The sequence below is a fragment of the Paracidovorax cattleyae genome, assembly GCF_900104515.1.
Classification (GTDB): Bacteria; Pseudomonadota; Gammaproteobacteria; order Burkholderiales; family Burkholderiaceae_C; genus Paracidovorax; species Paracidovorax cattleyae.
The window spans coordinates 154,321-171,519 of the sequence record NZ_FNJL01000007.1 but is presented as its reverse complement, the minus strand read 5'-3'; the positions used below and the strand labels follow the sequence as shown (position 1 = coordinate 171,519).

The following is a 17,199-nucleotide window of genomic DNA, read 5'->3' as shown; positions in this document are numbered from 1 at the left end:
ACTCAGGGCGCCGATGCGGCCACTGCCGGGCCGCTGGCGGTGGACGCGGCCGGTACCGCCTGCGAGGTCGCGACCGCATCGGCCGGCGCGGCAGGCCGGTGGAACCAGCCCATGCGCCATGCCAGCACGCCCGCCACCGCCAGGACCACCGCCACGCAGGCCGCCGTCCATGCCGGCGTGCGCGACTCGGGGAACGGATCGTTCAGCATGCGGCGTGCGCCCGGCGGCACATGGGCTGTCTGCGACAGCGATCCGCCCAGTCGGGTGTTGATGCGCATCCGGCCGTTGATGGCCCAGCCGCTCGCATCCAGGATCGGGCCCAGGCTGCGCTGACGCAGCTTGAGCCAGGCGATCAGCATGCTCGGCCCCGAAATGGCCACGACGATGCCGAGCAGCGCGATCGGTATCCAGGCGCCCAGGTCCACGAACTTCGCGAAGATGCCCACGGCGACGGCGCTCAGGCTGCCCAGGGCCACACCGATCGCGGCCACCGTGCCCACGTCCATGCGGCGCTGCATGTTGTCGAGTGGGCCCGCCGGCACTGCCGGTGCCGCCGCGTTCGCCAGGGTCTTGCCGGGCGCGGTGGCCAGGCTGCCGGCCGTGGCGCCCAGCGATTTCTCCACCCGGGAGTCGCTGGTGGCCGCACGCTTGGCCACCTGTTCCTCGATCATGCGCAGGAACTTCTTGTACGGCGAGAAGAAGGCCTGGGCGATGCTCGTGGGGTTCTCGATGATCTTGGTGATGGTCGCGTCCCAGTCGAGGCCGTCGCGGTCATAGAACACGCCATTGCGGCCCACGAAGAGGAAATCGACATCACCGGCCGTGAAGGCCGCGACGATGCCCATCTTTCGTCCCTTGCGCGTGCAGTCGCAGTAGGCGAGGTAGGTCTTGGCCAGCCCCGCCAGCTTGGCGTGGCGCCCCGCGTCTGCCACCTGCACCGTCAGGTCGCAGCTGCGGGCGTCCAGGTAGAGCGTGCCCGCCTGGAAGATCGCCCATTCGCGCTGGTAGAAGGCCGAGAACGAGACGAAGTTGTTCAGCAGCCGCAGCAGATCGCGCTTGAAGCGCAGCAGCTTTTCCAGCGCCAGCGTGTGGCCGTTGTGCGCCTTTTCGGCTTCGTCCTGCTCGATCAGTGCCATCACCCGCTCGCGCACGCCGCTGCCATGCAGCTGGCGCACGGTGTCCGCATCGAGCGCGTCCAGGTGCGTCGCGGGGCGGGCCGACAGCTGCTTCAGGCAGGGCTGCAGCGCGTCCAGCGTCCGCTTCCAGTCTGCTTCCGACAGCGACGCGCGCGCTGGCTCGCCCAGCAGCGGCACCAGGGCCTTGTCGCGCAGCGCCTGCACGGCCCCGGCCCAGGCGGGATTGATGCCGCGCTCCAGGGGCAGGGTGCCGTCGGGCGTGAAGGGCGCGAGCGGCAGGGCCGCCACGGCATCCGAGCCGGGCGAGAGTTCCATCCGGGCCAGCGCGGCATAGTCGTCGTCCGACGGGTGCATCGCCGTGCGCACCCGTGGATCGTAGGCAGCCAGCCGCGCCCGCGTGAAGAAATCGTCCACCTTGTGGCGCACGGCCTGCACGGCCTGGGCCGCCTGCAGCGTGCGGTCTCCCAGCGGCATTCCCTCCGGATGCGCCTGCACCCCGTCTGCCCACTGCTGCAGCGCGTCCACCTCGGCGAAGAAGGCCTCGGCCGTCTTCCGGTCCACGCCGGCCGGCTGGTCGGCCACCGCCGGCACGCTGCCGTGGGTGGCCATGATGCGTTTCAGCGCCTCGAGGGCCTCCGCATCGTCCTCGGCCGTGGCGGGAGACACCGCGCCGTCGCCATTGAAGCGCTGGGCGTTCAGTTTCTCGCTGCGCTCCAGCACCTCGTCCAGCGTGATGGATTCCGCGTCCTCCCGCCCCGCCAGGGCCAGGATGCGCCGGGCCTGCGCGGCGAGGGCTGCCCCGTCCTCGGTGGCGTCGTCCAGGGCGGAGAGGGCCATCGCAGGGCCCGGCCGGGCCAGCTCATCGGGATCGCGCAGCCGCTCGCAGGCCCAGGCGCAGGCCGCCAGCAGTTCGGGCGGGCGGATGCGCCCGTCGCCGTCGGTATCGATGAGGTCGAGCGTGCGCGGGTCGAACTCCACGCCCCGCGTGGGGCAGGCGAGGGCCACCCAGAGTTTCTGGTCCAGCTCGGCCAGGTGCGCGATGTCCGCGCCCGTGCGGATGAGGACCTGGTCCACGCCGCCGGCGCGGAAGAACTGCCACGGATGTGCGGAAGACGGGGAAGTCGGTGCGTCGGACTGCATGGATCGGTACGGGGAATCGGAAGGTGCCTGGCGGCGCCTGACGGGCTGGTCGATTGTGCAGGGCATGCGGCGTCCGGTGCGTAGGACCAGGGCCGACGCACCGCCGCCCGTCCGGATGGCGGGCGCCTTCGGCCTACTTGCGCACTTCGTCCACGAGCGCCCGGAACTCGTCGATGTCCTCGAAGCTCCGGTACACGCTCGCGAAGCGGATGTAGGCTACCTTGTCGAGCTTCTTGAGCTCGCGCATCACCAGCTCGCCGATGCGGCTGGACAGCACTTCGCGCTGCCCGAGGTTGAGCAGCTTTTCCTCGATGCGCTCGATGGCGCTGTCGATCTGCGTGGTGCTCACCGGCCGCTTGCGCAACGCGATGCTGAACGAGCCGATGAGCTTGCTGCGGTCGTACTCGATGCGCCGGCCGTCCTTCTTCACCACGCTGGGGAAGCTGACTTCCGGGCGCTCGTAGGTCGTGAAGCGCTTGTCGCAGGCCCCGCATTGCCGGCGCCGCCGCACGAAGTCCCCGTCCTCGGCCACTCGCGTTTCGACGACCTGCGTCTCGGGGTGGCTGCAGAAAGGGCACTTCATCGCTGGGGCGGCGGTCTCGGGGCTGCGCTGCGGTCAGCGATAGACCGGGAAGCGGCTCGTGAGCGCGTGCACTTTCTCGCGCACCGCGGCCAGGTTGGCTTCGTCGTTCGGGTTCTCCAGAACGTCGGCCACCAGGTTCGCGGTGATGCGCGTCTCTTCTTCCTTGAAGCCGCGCGTCGTGATCGCGGGCGTGCCCACGCGGATGCCGCTCGTCACCATCGGCTTTTCCGGGTCGTTCGGAATGGAGTTCTTGTTGATGGTGATGTGGGCCTGGCCCAGGGCCGCTTCGGCCGCCTTGCCGGTGATGCCCTTGGCGCGCAGGTCCACCAGCATGACGTGGCTTTCGGTGCGGCCACTGATGATGCGCAGGCCGCGCTCGATCAGCGTCTCGGCGAACACCCTGGCGTTCTTCGCGACCTGCTGCTGGTAGGCCTTGAACTCGGGCGTCAGCGCTTCCTTGAAGGCCACCGCCTTGGCAGCGATGACGTGCTCCAGCGGGCCACCCTGCAGGCCCGGGAAGATGGCGGAATTGATCGCCTTCTCGTGCTCGGCCTTCATGAGGATGATGCCGCCGCGCGGGCCGCGCAGGCTCTTGTGCGTCGTGGAAGTGACCACATCGGCGAAGGGCACGGGGTTGGGGTATTCGCCCGCGACCACCAGGCCAGCATAGTGGGCGATGTCCACCCACAAGATCGCGCCGATCTCCTTGGCGATCTTCGCGAAGCGCTCGAAATCGATGCGCAGCGAATAGGCGGAAGCACCGGCGATGATCAGCTTGGGCTTGTGCTCGCGGGCCTTGGCTTCCAGTGCATCGTAGTCGATCTCTTCCTTCTCGTTCAGGCCGTACGACACGATGTTGAACCACTTGCCGCTCATGTTGAGCGGCATGCCATGGGTCAGGTGGCCGCCTTCGGCCAGGCTCATGCCCAGGATGGTGTCGCCGGGCTTCAGGAAGGCGAGCAGCACGGCCTGGTTGGCCTGGGAGCCGGAGTTCGGCTGCACGTTGGCGGCTTCGGCGCCGAAGAGCTTCTTCACGCGGTCGATGGCCAGCTGCTCGACCACGTCCACGTTCTCGCAGCCGCCGTAGTAGCGCTTGCCGGGATAGCCTTCTGCGTATTTGTTGGTGAGCTGCGAGCCCTGGGCCGCCATGACGGCGGGGGAGGCGTAGTTCTCGCTGGCGATCAGTTCGATGTGCTGCTCCTGGCGCAGGTTCTCGGCCTGGATGGCGGCCCACACTTCGGGATCGGCTTGTTCGACAAGAATATTGCGTTGATACATGGCGTGGCAGTCCTGTGAATGGTGTCCCTTGGAAAAACAAGGGCTGCCCAGGCGAACGGCGGAACACAACGGGCCTTGCAGCCCGTGCGGCACGCTTCCCAGTGGTTCGCAGGATGAAGTGCCTGCCGGTTTCCACGTCAGCGGCGGCCTCCGCCTTCACGGATGCACCGCGCCTATCGCCAGTCGCGTACCCCTCGAGTGTAGCGGACGGCAGGGCGGGATGGCACCGCCGCGAGCGTCAGAGCCCCGGGGTGAGCAACGCGAGCTTGTCCTCGCCCGGGGAAGCGGCGGGCGACGCATCGGCGGTGCCCGCGGCCTTGGCCGGCAGCGTGGTCTGCGCCGGAGCCTGGGTGGACAGCATCGGAGGCGTCGTTGCGGGCGCGGCCGGCGCGGGCGGCGTGAAGATGGGCACGCTGCGGCCATTGGCCACCTGCCGCAGGCGCATGTGTTCGGCCATGACCTTGATCGCGTAGCCGCCGTCGTCGGCCATGTTGGCCGCGCCCACGTAGTAGCGCAGGCCGCCTTCGAGGGAGCCGGCGCGGGCGATGCATTCCTGCAGCACGCGGACGCCGACGCGCAGGTTGCTCACCGGATCGAAGGCGGCGAAATGGCCGCCGAAGTTCTCGTACTTGTCGGTGTGGACGCGCGTCATGACCTGCATCAGGCCCTGGGCTCCCACGGCGCTCTGCGCGAAGGGATTGAAGCTCGACTCCACGGCCATGATGGCCAGGATCAGCGTGGGATCGAGCTTGGTGCGGCCACCGATCTCGTAGGCCTCGGAAACCAGCGCGGCGAGGGGTTCGGGCGCCACGCGGTACTTCTTGCTGAGCCAGAACGCGACGGCGGCCTGCTCCTTGGGCAGGTCCTTCGGATTCGTGGCGGTGGCGCGCTCGCTGGCCTCGGGCTCCATGGGCACGCCGATCATCGCCACCTGGCGCGCCTGCAGCCAGCCCATGAGCTTTTCCTCACCGGCCTGCCGCAGATCCGGGCGGGCCGCGAGGGTGATCACGCCGAACGCGACCGTCAGCCCGACCAGGGCGAAACTGCTGTGGGTGATTTCGAGGAAACCGTCGATCACATCGGATGCGAAGGTCTGCATTCCGCCGATCACCCGTCCTGACGCTGTCATAGCTCTTCCTTTCTGAGTCGAGGCCTGTTGCGGGATCCCCATGAAGGGGAACTCCCGTGCCAGGCATCTCGCCTGGATTGGTACGCCATCCAGTTCCCGTGGAAACGGCCTGCGCAGCGGTGCAGGGGGAACGACTTCGCCGGATTCGGCAGCGATGGAGATAGTGGTCAGCCCCGGTTTTCGAAGCTGGCGGATTCTAGGAGGGGTCAAAATGCCTGGTCAATACTAAGGTTGCCATTCATTAGATCAATTTATTCTAAAAAGTATGGATGCAAACACAGTTTTCGGGTGTCCGGCAACGCTTTCGTACACCCGACAGTGAAAACTCTTGTGATACTCCCGCGACGGGGGGAGTTTTCGGCAATCGGGATGCTCGGTTTGATTGCAAATATCGGTTGGACGGGCCCCGGAGATTGGTTAAATTGGAGGCGTCTGGCAGTGACCAGGCATGGCCCGACGAAGGGGACGCCACCATCCAAACGGCATGCAGTGCCCTGGGTGGGCAGGCAGAAACTTCCACGGCAAACCCTTGGAGGCAATACCTTGCCTCCTGCCCCATGGACCTTCACCCTCCATGGTGCAAACGATGGCAAAAGACCGTTGTGTCAGCCGTCAAGCCTGGCAGTGGCCATCAGGCCCTGCCGGGCTTTCTGTTTTTCACCTTGTTACGGTTTGCCGGGCTTCGCATCTGCTGCAATCCCGGCCATGGGTGCAATCGAATCACGCGAGGACCGGGCGCACGAGCCCGCAGTCGGCCGCCGGCCTGCGCGCAGGGCGGCGGCCATGGCCATGCGCTGGACTGCCATTGGCGCCGCGGCGTTGATGCTGGCATGGGGCCTGGCGTGGATGGCCGTACCGCCCCTCGTGCGCTGGGGCATCCAGCATTGGGGCAGCGGCTTCGCCGGGCGCGACGTCACGGTCGGGCGGGTGCAGTTCCGTCCCTGGACCCTGGAACTCACCGTGTACGACATTGCCCTGTCAGGGGCCGTCCCAGGGGCACCTGCGCAGGCGGACATCCGGCGTCTCTATATAGACATGGAAATGCAGTCCCTGGTGCGCTGGGCCCCGGTGCTCGACGCGCTGGAAATCGATGCGCCGCGGCTGCGCGTGGTCCGTGGGCAGGATGGGCGCTATGACATCGACGACCTGCTGCAGCGTGGTGCCGCCCGCCCGGGGAGCGGGGAGGGCAGCGGCGCCCGGTTCGCGCTCTACAACCTGATGCTGCGCGATGGCGTTGTCGAGTTCACCGACAGGACGACGGATCAGGCACACCGGCTGGCGGGGCTGGAACTGGGCATTCCCTTTCTCAGCAACCTGCCTGCCGACCGCCAGGTCACAGTGACACCGCGGCTCGCCTTCAGCCTGGACGGCAGCACCTTCGATACCGGCGCGCGCAGTACGCCCTTCTCGGAAGACCGCAACACGCAGGCCCGACTGCAGATTCGGGGGCTTGATCTGTCTCCATTGCGTGCCTACTGGCCCGCGGGAACGCCGCTCCGGCCCCAGGCCGGAACGCTGGAAGCGGAACTGGACATCGGTTTCCTCCAGGGTCCGGAGCCCCGCCTGACGGTGGGTGGACATGCGCGCCTGTCCGGTGTGCTCCTGGATGGGCCGCCGGGCTCCGCGCCCCTTGCATTCCGGGCGCTGGACGTCCATGCGGCCTCGGTGGAGCCTTTGCGCAGGTCGGTGCACCTGTCGTCGGTCGAATGGTCCGGGCCGGACATCGCGGTGCGGCGGGATGCGCAGGGGCGGTGGGACTGGGCCGCCGTCGCCACGGGCGCGGGTGCTGGAGACGCCCGGGGTGCCGCGCTCCGCGCTCCGGCCGCTGTGCCGCCGGCCGCCGGTGCCGGACCGTCTTCCGGTGCGTGGGTGGTGGCGATAGACCGGCTCGCGGTCCGGGAGGGGCGCGTGGCGTGGCGCGACGAGAGCGCTGTCCGCCCTGTCGCAATGGCATGGGACGGTGTCCATGCACAGGCGCAGTCGCTGGCCTGGCCGTGGAAGGGCGGGCTTCCGTTCCGGCTGCAGGCCCGCATGCGGCCTGCCGACGGGGCCGGCAGCGGGCCTGGCGCCACCGGGGCCGGGGAGGCGCCCGCCACGCTGAAGGTGGCCGGAACGGCGTGGCCCGGCCGGGGGCAGGTGGCGGCCTCGCTGCGCGGCATGCCGTTTTCAGCGGTGGAGGCCTATGCGGCAGGGGCGTTCGCTCCGCGCGCCAGGGCGCGGATCGACGCCGACGCCGGCGTTGCCTGGAACCATGCCAACGGTGCGCTGGTGGCGAAGGTGGCGCGGTTCGTGGCGGATGGCGTCAGCCTGGCCTGTCCGGCCGGCGGTCCCTGTGCCGCGCCGTCCGCCGAGGCAGGCCGGCCGCCCGAAGGCACGGGAACGCTTCCGGGTGCCTGGGCGCAGGCGGAGCAGCTGGAAATCGAGAACGCGTGGATCGATGTGCCGGCCCGCGCGGTATCCGTGGAGCGGGCCGTGGCACGCGCACCCCGGGTGCGGGCCGAGCGCGATGCGCAAGGGCGCTGGATGTTCGATGCCTGGCCGCTGCAGGACGCGGCCGGCCGGGTTGCATCCCGGGAAGCGCGGGCCTCCACCAGCGAGGGGCCCTGGTCCGTGCGGGTTGGCGAATTGTCGGTGGAACGCGGCGCGGTGGCCCTGCGCGATGCGGTGCCAGCCTCCCCCGTGGACCTGCGGTGGTCCGGCATCGCGCTGCAGGCCCGGGGGCTGCGCTGGCCGCAGGCGGCCACCGGCCCGGACGCCGTGCCGGTGCAACTGTCCCTGTCCGGGCAGTGGGAGGCCGGCCGTCGCGACCCCGGACGCCTGGCATACGAAGGCCGTCTGACGGTGGCACCGCTGGGCCTGCAGGGGCGCCTGCAGGCCCAGCGGCTGCCCCTGCATCTGCTGGAGCCGTATGCGGCGCCATGGCTGAGCGTGCGCATCATGCGGGCGGAAGCGGGTTTCGAGGGCGACGTGGACTATGCTGCCACGGCCGCGGGAGCGAAAGCCTCGGTGCGCGGCAATGCCGCGCTGGACGAGGTGCGCGTGCGTGCACCGGTGCCGGAGCCGGAGCCGCAAACCAGTGCGGGAACCCCGTCCACACCGCCCCGTGGCGAGGAACTGCTGCGCTGGCGCAATCTGGCGCTGCAGGGCGTGCAGTGGGAGATGGCGCCCGGCATGCCCGCGCGCGTGGATGTGCGGGAAGCGGCATTGCGGGATTTCTTCGCGCGCATCGTGCTGCAGAAGAACGGCCGTCTCAACCTGCAGGACCTGGTTCGCAGCCCGGATGCAGCCACCGCGCAGGAGCGAGGGCCCGGGGCCGCGTCGGCCCAGGCCAGCGTTGGCGGCAGCGCCGCGGCCCGTCCCGGCGCCATCTTGGGCGCGGGCGCTCCTCCGGCCGCCCCGGCCGCCCCGGCCGCAAACGCCGGCCCGGTGCTGCGTTTCGGGCCGGTGGTGCTGTCCTCCGGAGCCGTGCGCTTCACCGACTACTTCATCGAGCCCAACTACTCCGCCGATCTCGGCGATCTGGCGGGACGCATCGGCGCGTTCTCCTCCGAGCCTGCGCCCGGAGGCGGCGAGCCCGCGATGGCGGAGCTGGAGCTCAGCGGGAAGGCGCAGGGCTCGGCGCCGCTGGAGATTTCGGGACGCATCAACCCCCTGGCGAAGCCGCTGGCGCTGGACATCCAGGGCCGGGTGCGGGATCTGGAGCTGCCGCCGCTGTCGCCCTATGCCGTCAAGTACGCCGGCCATGGCATCGAACGCGGCAAGCTGAGCATGGACGTGCGCTACAAGGTCCAGCCCGACGGGCAGCTCACCGCCGGCAACCGGCTGGTGCTGCACCAGCTCACCTTCAGCGATCCCGTGGAGGGCGCTTCCGCCAGCCTGCCGGTGCGGCTGGCCGCGGCGCTGCTGGCGGACAGCAACGGGGTGATCGATCTGGACTTGCCCATCAGCGGCTCGCTCAACGATCCCCAGTTCAGCCTGGGGCCGGTGATCCTGCGGACCCTGGGCAGCCTGGTCCTGAAGGCCGTGACCTCTCCGTTTTCGCTGCTGGCCAAGGCCTTCGCGGGCGGGACGGCGGAGCAGGGGGCCGTGGCTTTCGCGCCCGGCAGTGCGGTACTGGACGCCGCGGCCCTGCAGGGGCTGGACAAGGTGGCGCAATCGTTGCGTGACCGGCCGGCCCTGCAATTGACCGTGACCGGCCATGCCCTGGCGGAAGCCGAGGAAGACGGCTGGAAGCGCGAGCGCCTGCGCTCGCAGGTGCAGGCAGTGCAGCAGCGGCGCCAGCCGGGGGCCCGCGCGGATGCGGAGGTGCAGGTCGTACCGGCGGCCCCGGGGGGTACGGACGCCGCCCAGGCGCAGGCCTATGCCGATGCCCTGCGGGAGCTCTACCGCCGCACGGACATCCCCAAGCCCCGCAACCTGCTGGGCCTGGCGCTGGATATTCCCGTCCCCGAGATGGAGGCGCTGCTGCTGGCCCGGATGAAGGTGCCCGGGGGCGCCCTGCGCGAACTGGCCCAGGCGCGCGCGGTGGCGGTGCGCGACGAACTGGCGCGGCGCGGCGTGCCGCTGGAGCGGCTGTTCGTGGCGGCTCCGCGCGTGGATGCGCGCCGGGAGGGTGCCGTGCCCCAGGCGGAGCTGGCGCTTTCCGCGCGCTGAAGCGGCCCGCGGGGGTGGTTGTGCCCAGGTGGCCCGGCCCCATATGGCATGCTCGGACCGCTTTCCGGACCTCCGTTTCCCGGGCGCGCCAGGCATATCTCCGGACCGGCGGACAAAACCGGGCCAAAATAGCACCTTCGACGCTCGCCGGGCCGTGATCCCGGCGTACGGGCGCTGGCGCCTCCGGCACCTCGCCCCTCCTGACCAGAACCATGTTTCCTTTTTCTTCTCGCAACAAAATGTCTGACGCCCCTGAAGTGAACCCGGCCCCGGCCAAAGCTTCCGAGCCGCACCCGCTGGACGCGTTGACGGGCGGGGCCTTTTCCGCCGCCACGTCGGGCGAGCGTGCTTCGCGCATCCGCGACTGGCTGGCCACCCAGCCCACGCCCGAGCAGTTGCAGGAAGTGTTCAAGGAACTGAGCGGACGCGACAAGGGAGCAGCCCGTGCCGTGCGCGAGCGCCTCGACGAGATGCGCCGCGCCAAGGGCCAGGAAGCCATCGCGGCCGAGTGGGCCGAAAAAGCGACCGCGCTGCTCGACGCGTCCCGCTTCCACATTGCCGACGCGCTTGCCTGGCAGCGCGATGCGGCCAAGGCCGGTGCGCCCCTGTCCCGCGAGCCCCTGGCATCGCTCAAGGCGCGCCTGGCCGAGCGCATGAAGGTCATCGAGGACCTGCAGCACCGCGTTCAGGTGCAGCGTGAGGCGGCGGTGCTGCTGGCCCAGCGTATCGACGTGCTCTCCACCAAGCCCTGGCGCGACGCGCAGTCGGCACTGGAGGCGCTGCGCGCCGACGTCGAGCGCTGGCAGCAGCAGGCCGACGAGCTGTCGGGCGATCCCGCATGGCCCAGTGTCGAGGCCCGCTTCCCGCCCCAGCTGGAGGCCTCCCGCACGCAGCTCCTCGTGGTGTGGAACGCCTTCCAGCCGGCCATCGCGCAGGCAGCGGCGGCCGCAGAGAACCCCGAGGCGCCGCTGCCCCCCGTGCCGGTGTGGGCGGAGGAGCTGCGCCTCGCGCGCGGCGGCGAGCCGCTGGCCGAGGCGGCTGCGTCCGGCGCTGCGCCGGCCGCACCCGCCCGTGCCGCGGCCAAGACCGATCCGGTGGTGCGCGAGAAGGCCGAGCAGGCCGTGCGCGCCGCGCTGGCCAAGCTGCAGGAGGAAACCGCCCAGGGCCATGGCAAGGCGTCCGCTGGCGCTGCCACGGCCCTGCGCACGGTGCTGAAGCAGCACGGCCGCCATATCGACACGGCCCTGGAACACGACGTGCACACCGCGCTCGTGGCTGCGGGTGAGTTGCAGGGCTGGCAGCGCTGGAGCGCCGACCAGGTGCGCGAAGACCTCGTGGCCAAGGCGGAAGGACTGCTCAAGCGCCCCGAAGGCCAGGCACTGGGCGGCCGCAAGATCCAGGAAAGCCTGCGGCAGCTGCGCGAGCAGTGGAAGCAGACCGACCAGGGCGGCCCGGCGAACCATGCGCTGTGGAAGAAATTCGACGAGGCCTGCAATGCCGCCCACAAGGTGGTGGAGGCCTGGCTGGAGAAGGTGCGCTCCGACGCGGCCGAGCACAAGGCGCAGCGCCTGGCACTCGTCCAGGAGCTGCAGGCCTGGACGGCCGCGCAGGCGGCGGGCGGCGCGCAGCCCGACTGGAAGCAGGTGAGCCGTGCGCTGCACCAGTTTTCCGATCGCTGGCGCGAAGGCGGCCACGTCAACGAGAAGGTCTATGCGGAACTGCAGCCGCAGTGGAAGCAGTTGCTCTCCGAAGCGGCAGCGCCGCTGGAAGCGGCCCAGAAGCAGAGCCTCGCACGCCGGCATGCCATGATCGAGGAAGCCGTGGCCCTGGGTGCCGCACCGGCGCTGCGCATCGATGCCGTGAAGGCGCTGCAGCAGCGCTGGCAGGCCGAAGCCCAGGCCGTGCCGCTGGACCGCAAGCAGGAACAGAAGCTCTGGGATGCGTTCCGCAAGCCCATCGATGAGGCCTTCAACCGCAAGACGGCCGATCGCCAGAAGGCTGCGGGCGAGATGAGCGCCCACGACCGGGCGGTCCTGGATGCGTCCAGGGCGGTGGAGGAGGCCAATGCTTCCGGCGATGCCCAGCAGATCCGCACGGCGCTGGCCGCACTGGAAGCGTCCATCCGGGGCCAGCAGCAGGCAGCGGCCGATTCGGCGGCCGCCGCACAGGCTGCCGCTCCCGAGGCTGCCCCGGCCGAAGGCGCGGAGGCGGCGGGCGATGCCGGTGCTGCGCCCGCCGCGGCGCCGAAGCCCGCTCGCCCCGTGGTGGCGGTGCGTGGCGATGACCGCCCGGGCGCCAGGCGCGATGTTCCCGCACCGGCAGGCCGCCCGGGTCGCCCCGGTGAGCGGGACCGCAGGGACGGCCGTCCTGGACGCGACGGCCGTGATGGCCGGGACGGTGGCGACCGCGGTGACCGCTTCGGCGACCGCGACCGCACGGCGCAGGCCCGCGGGCCGCGCCTGGGCGATGCCGCATTCCGCGCGCAGCGCGAGGCACAGGAGCACGCCCAGGCAGCGCTGCGCAGGCTGGCCGCGCAGGCGCATGGCGAAGCGCTGACCCAGTTGCTCGCGGCATGGGAAAAGCGCGATGCATCGCAGTTGCCGTCCACGCAGGAGCTGGGATCCCAGGTGCCCGCCGGCGTGCGCAGCACCTGGGCGCAGGCGGTGTCGTCAGGGCCCGCAGGCGATGCGTCCGAAGCGCTGCTGCGGCTGGAAATGGCTGCCGAGGTGCCCACGCCCGCGGAGCAGCTGCCCGCGCGCCGCGCCCTGCAGCTGCAACTGCTGACGCGCCGCAACGATCCGCCGCCGGCGCAGACCTGGGCCCAGGACGCCGCGCGTGTGCTCGCCAGCGCAAGCGAGCCCGGCAATGCGCGTCGCTTCCAGCAGGCGCTGAAGGCCCTGCTCAAGGGCTGATCGCCCTGGCTGCCGGGGGAGTGGCAACAAAACCTGCCCCCGGCATGCCTTGCTTGCGGCGCATGATCCCGGCGCAGGCCATGGCGTCATGGCGCAAGGCGCCCGGGCGCATTCCCTGCATTGCAGTGCCTGCTGCGCGTCAGGCCGTCGTTCTGCGCTCTGCGCCGCGGGCGCATTCTTTTTCTCCTTTCCCTGGCGCGTGCTCCAGGCCATGCATTGCTTTTTACTCATCGCTCGCCGCGGAGGCCCGGTCGCACGCGGGGTTCGCGAGGCTGCCATGCCAGGTGGCCTGTTGCTGAATGGATGGAAAGGATGTGCCCGCAGGGCCTTGGGGTCATCCACGGTCACGCAGCAACATGGCGCCCCGTGGTGCCGCACGGGGAGGGGCTGCCGCCAGCTGGGACGCTTTGTGCTTGAGCGGGCCGCGAAAACATGGCGGCGTGCGGAAAAAGAAAAAGCCGCTGGCGAAGCAGCGGCTTTTGAATTTTGGTGCCCAGGAGAGGACTCGAACCTCCACGATGTTACTCGCTAGTACCTGAAACTAGTGCGTCTACCAATTCCGCCACCTGGGCATCTCAGGAATCCTTGAATTCTAGCGTCTTTTTTCGCCCTTCCAGGCAAGTTGACGATTTTTTTGAAAAAACTTTGGAGCCGGCGTTTCGGGGATCACCCCGATCCGGAGCGGCAACATCGTGGGGCCGTCACCAACAAAAAAGCCGCTCCACAAGGAAGCGGCTCGATTGCCGAAAAACCGGTCTGGTTCTCGTTAAACTTGGTGCCCAGGAGAGGACTCGAACCTCCACGATGTTACTCGCTAGTACCTGAAACTAGTGCGTCTACCAATTCCGCCACCTGGGCATTTCAGGAAAGACTCAGATTGTATATCAAAAAAACGAAAGCCGTAGCAAACGTCGTGCACTCCGATGACGAAATCGAAGGCAGCGTGCAGGGACACCGCGACGGCCATGGATTCGTGCAGCGCGACGACGGCGAAGCCGACATCTACATCCCCGCCAACGAGATGCGGGCGGTGCTCCACAAGGACCGCGTGCGCGTGCGCATCGCGCGGCACGACCGGCGCGGCCGGCCCGAGGGCCGCATCGTCGAGATCATCGAACGTCCCCAGCACCCGATCATCGGGCGCCTGCTGCAGGAGAGCGGCGTGTGGCTGGTGGCGCCGGAAGACAAGCGCTACGGCCAGGATGTGCTGATTCCCAAGGGTGCGACCGGATCGGCCAAGACGGGGCAGGTGGTGGTGGTGGAACTGACGGAGCCGCCCGCCTTGTTCGGGCAGCCCGTGGGCCGCGTCACGGAAGTGCTGGGTGAGGTGGACGATCCCGGCATGGAGATCGAGATCGCCGTGCGCAAGTACGGCGTCCCGCACGAGTTTTCGCAGGAGGCGCTGGCCCAGGCCAGGGCGCTGCCCGACAAGGTGCGCGCGCAGGACAGGCGCCACCGCATCGACCTCACCGACGTGCCGCTGGTGACCATCGACGGCGAAGATGCCCGCGACTTCGACGATGCGGTGTATTGCGAGCCGGCGCGCGTCGGCCGCGCCAAGGGCTGGCGCCTGCTGGTCGCGATCGCCGACGTGAGCCACTACGTGGAGACGGGCAGCCCGATCGACGTGGATGCCTACGACCGGGCCACGAGCGTCTATTTCCCGCGCCGCGTGATTCCCATGCTGCCCGAGAAGCTGTCCAACGGGCTGTGCTCGCTCAACCCGGAAGTCGAGCGGCTTTGCATGGTGTGCGACATGCTGGTCACCGCCAAGGGCGAGGTGCATGCCTACCAGTTCTACCCGGCCGCCATGTTCAGCCATGCGCGCTTCACCTATACGGAAGTGGCCGCGATCCTCGCGAACACGCGCGGCCCGGAGGCGACGAAGCGCCGCGCACGCGTGCAGGACCTGCTGAACCTGCACGACGTTTACCGCGCTCTGCTGTCGTCGCGGCATGCACGCGGGGCCGTGGATTTCGAGACCACCGAAACGCAGATCGTCTGCGACGACAACGGCCGCATCGAGAAGATCGTGCCGCGCACGCGCAATGACGCGCACCGCCTGATCGAGGAGGCCATGCTCGCCGCCAATGTGTGCAGCGCCGACTTCATTGCCCAGGGCGGGCAGCCGGGGCTCTATCGCGTGCACGAGGGGCCCACGCCGGAGAAGCAGGACATCCTGCGCGGCTACCTGAAGGCGATGGGCGTGGGCATGACCATCGGCGACGATCCGAAGCCCGGCGACTTCCAGGCCATCGCGGCAGCCACCAAGGACCGCCCGGATGCGCAGCAGATCCACACGATGCTGCTGCGGTCCATGCAGCAGGCCATCTACACGCCCGTCAACAGCGGGCACTTCGGGCTGGCCTACGAGGCGTACACGCATTTCACCAGTCCGATCCGCCGCTATCCGGACCTGCTGGTGCACCGGGTCATCAAGGCGATCCTGGGCCAGACCAGGTACCGGCTGCCGGCACTGCCGGTGCCGGGCGAGGCCCATGCCAAGCTGGCCAAGCGCCTTGCCGCGCGCGTGCCGGCGCCGACGCAGCAGCCGCGCAAGCCGCTGTCCGCCGCCGCGGCCCGCGAGGTGCAGGCCTGGGAGGCCGCCGGCCTGCACTGCAGCGCCAACGAGCGCCGTGCCGACGAGGCCAGCCGCGACGTGGAGGCCTGGCTGAAGTGCAAGTACATGCGCGAGCACCTGGGCGAGGAGTTCAGCGGCCTGGTCACGGCGGCGACCAGCTTCGGCATTTTCGTGACGCTGGACGCGATGTACGTCGAGGGACTGGTGCACATCACGGAGCTCGGCGGCGAGTACTTCAAGTTCGACGAGGCGCGCCAGGAGCTGCGTGGAGAGCGCACGGGCATCCGCTATGCCATCGGCACGCGGGTGCGCGTGCAGGTCAGCCGCGTGGACCTGGATGGGCGCCGCATCGACTTCCGGCTGGTGCGCGAGGGCGAGGAATTCCCGGCGCCCGCGCGCAATTCCCGCAGCCGTGGCGGGCGCGAACCGGCCGAGCCCATGCTCCCGGCTTCCGTGGACGGCCCGGGGGCGGATCGCAGCCGCAGCAAGGCCCGCAAGGGTGACGCCAGGCCTGCCCGGTCCCAGGACGCCCAGCCGGCACCGCGCAAGGCGGCAGCCAAGGGTTCCGGACGCCGTTCCGGGGCGGCCAAGCGCGGCAAGTCGCGCCGCTGAGCCTCCGGCAGGGGATCGGGGTGCCCTCTGGCATTTCGGTACCCGCCGGGGCGACGTACATCCAGCAACAGGACGAAAATGATGAAGGTTTCGAACGGGGCGCCGCGCATCGCGGTGGTGACGGGGGCCGGCTCGGGCATCGGCAAGGCGGCGGCGCTGGCCCTGCTGGGCGCCGGCTGGTCGGTGGTGCTGGCGGGGCGCCGCGAAGCACTGCTGCAGGCCATGGTGGAGGAGGGCGGAGCGGCCGATCGCGCACTGGCCGTGCCGACGGACGTGGCGGACCCGCAAGCCGTGGAGCGGTTGTTCGCGCAGGCCGTGCAGCGGTTCGGCCGGGTGGACCTGCTGTTCAACAACGCCGGGGTGGGTGCACCTGCCGTGCCGCTGGAAGAGCTGCCGATCGACGAATGGAGACGCGTGGTGGACATCAACCTGAACGGGATGTTCTATTGCCTGCGTGAGGCATTCCGGGTGATGAAGGCCCAAGGCCCGCGGGGCGGCCGGATCATCAACAACGGCTCGATCTCGGCGCATGCCCCGAGGCCGAACTCCATCGCCTACACGGCCACCAAGCACGCGGTGATGGGCCTGACCAAGACCGCCTCGCTGGACGGCCGGAAGTACGACATTGCCGTGGGCCAGATCGACGTGGGCAATGCCGGCACGGAACTGGCGCAACGCATGACACAGGGCGTGCCACAGGCCAATGGGCAAATCGCGGCCGAGCCGCTGATGGACGTGGACATCGTCGCACGGTCGGTGCTCTACATGGCGGAGCTGCCGCTGGAGGCCAACGTGCTGTTCCACACGGTGATGGCCACCAAGATGCCTTTCGTCGGCAGGGGATGAGACACTCCCCTCAGGGGATGGCTTGGGGGAACTGGGCCTGCCCGCAAAGGCGGGCGGGCGCTGGATCGGTATGCTTCAGCCCGCGCAGCCCGAGGCTTGCGTCAGAGACCCCTGGAACACAGGGCTGCCCGTCGAGACAGCGTGGGCAGGCCGGATGTGGGGCCTTGCATCGGCGTACGCGACCGCGGGAAGGGCGGACGATGGATCTGCAGGCGCGGCCGATGCCGGCGCGACGGTGTCGCCGGCTTCGCCACGCTCCTGATACGACGACAGGAAAGGCCAGGTTTTGCGGATCATGTCGGGGCTCCTAGAGAACGCGGGTAGCGCCG

Annotated in this window: 9 protein-coding genes, 2 tRNA genes and 1 riboswitch; of the genes, 4 read left to right on the top strand and 7 right to left on the bottom strand. The window is 69.6% G+C overall.

Annotated elements, in window-relative coordinates:
- Window positions 1-2: 2 nt before the first annotated feature.
- The 4 genes from BLR05_RS07760 to BLR05_RS07745 form a co-directional block, all read right to left on the bottom strand.
- Entirely contained in the window at window positions 3-2,276 is a 2,274-nt protein-coding gene (locus BLR05_RS07760) for a hypothetical protein (protein WP_092833385.1), read from the bottom strand.
- 133 nt (window positions 2,277-2,409) lie between these two features.
- On the bottom strand, window positions 2,410-2,859 hold the full coding sequence (gene nrdR, locus BLR05_RS07755) for a transcriptional regulator NrdR (protein WP_092833383.1): 450 nt from the start codon (window positions 2,857-2,859) through the stop codon (window positions 2,410-2,412).
- 33 nt (window positions 2,860-2,892) lie between these two features.
- Window positions 2,893-4,137, bottom strand: a complete 1,245-nt coding sequence (gene glyA / locus BLR05_RS07750) for a serine hydroxymethyltransferase (protein WP_092833381.1) — start codon at window positions 4,135-4,137, stop codon at window positions 2,893-2,895.
- A gap of 38 nt (window positions 4,138-4,175) precedes the next feature.
- Window positions 4,176-4,334, bottom strand: a riboswitch (ZMP/ZTP riboswitch).
- Between the two features lie 41 nt (window positions 4,335-4,375).
- Window positions 4,376-5,266, bottom strand: a complete 891-nt coding sequence (locus BLR05_RS07745; RefSeq protein ID WP_092833379.1) for a lytic transglycosylase domain-containing protein — start codon at window positions 5,264-5,266, stop codon at window positions 4,376-4,378.
- Between the two features lie 705 nt (window positions 5,267-5,971).
- Here BLR05_RS07745 and BLR05_RS07740 point away from each other — a divergent pair.
- Both BLR05_RS07740 and BLR05_RS07735 read left to right on the top strand, forming a co-directional pair.
- Window positions 5,972-9,919 (top strand): DUF748 domain-containing protein, encoded by a 3,948-nt coding sequence (locus tag BLR05_RS07740; protein WP_092833377.1) that lies wholly within the window; start codon window positions 5,972-5,974, stop codon window positions 9,917-9,919.
- A gap of 212 nt (window positions 9,920-10,131) precedes the next feature.
- Window positions 10,132-12,831 (top strand): DUF349 domain-containing protein, encoded by a 2,700-nt coding sequence (locus tag BLR05_RS07735; RefSeq protein ID WP_092833375.1) that lies wholly within the window; start codon window positions 10,132-10,134, stop codon window positions 12,829-12,831.
- A gap of 487 nt (window positions 12,832-13,318) precedes the next feature.
- On the opposite strand, the gene BLR05_RS07730 is transcribed toward BLR05_RS07735, so the two are convergent.
- Window positions 13,319-13,403 (bottom strand) — tRNA-Leu (locus BLR05_RS07730).
- Window positions 13,404-13,604: 201 nt separating this feature from the next.
- A tRNA-Leu gene (locus BLR05_RS07725) sits at window positions 13,605-13,689 on the bottom strand.
- A 19-nt stretch (window positions 13,690-13,708) separates the two neighbouring features.
- Between BLR05_RS07725 and rnr the strand changes: the two genes are divergently transcribed.
- The gene (gene rnr, locus BLR05_RS07720; protein WP_092833373.1) at window positions 13,709-16,024 is read left to right on the top strand and encodes a ribonuclease R; all 2,316 of its coding nucleotides are present in this window, start codon (window positions 13,709-13,711) and stop codon (window positions 16,022-16,024) included.
- 81 nt (window positions 16,025-16,105) lie between these two features.
- Window positions 16,106-16,870: an SDR family oxidoreductase gene (locus tag BLR05_RS07715; RefSeq protein WP_092833471.1), complete on the top strand. Its 765-nt coding sequence runs from the start codon at window positions 16,106-16,108 to the stop codon at window positions 16,868-16,870.
- Window positions 16,871-16,945: 75 nt separating this feature from the next.
- On the opposite strand, the gene BLR05_RS07710 is transcribed toward BLR05_RS07715, so the two are convergent.
- Entirely contained in the window at window positions 16,946-17,167 is a 222-nt protein-coding gene (locus BLR05_RS07710) for a hypothetical protein (RefSeq protein ID WP_092833371.1), read from the bottom strand.
- Between the last annotated feature and the right edge of the window lie 32 nt (window positions 17,168-17,199).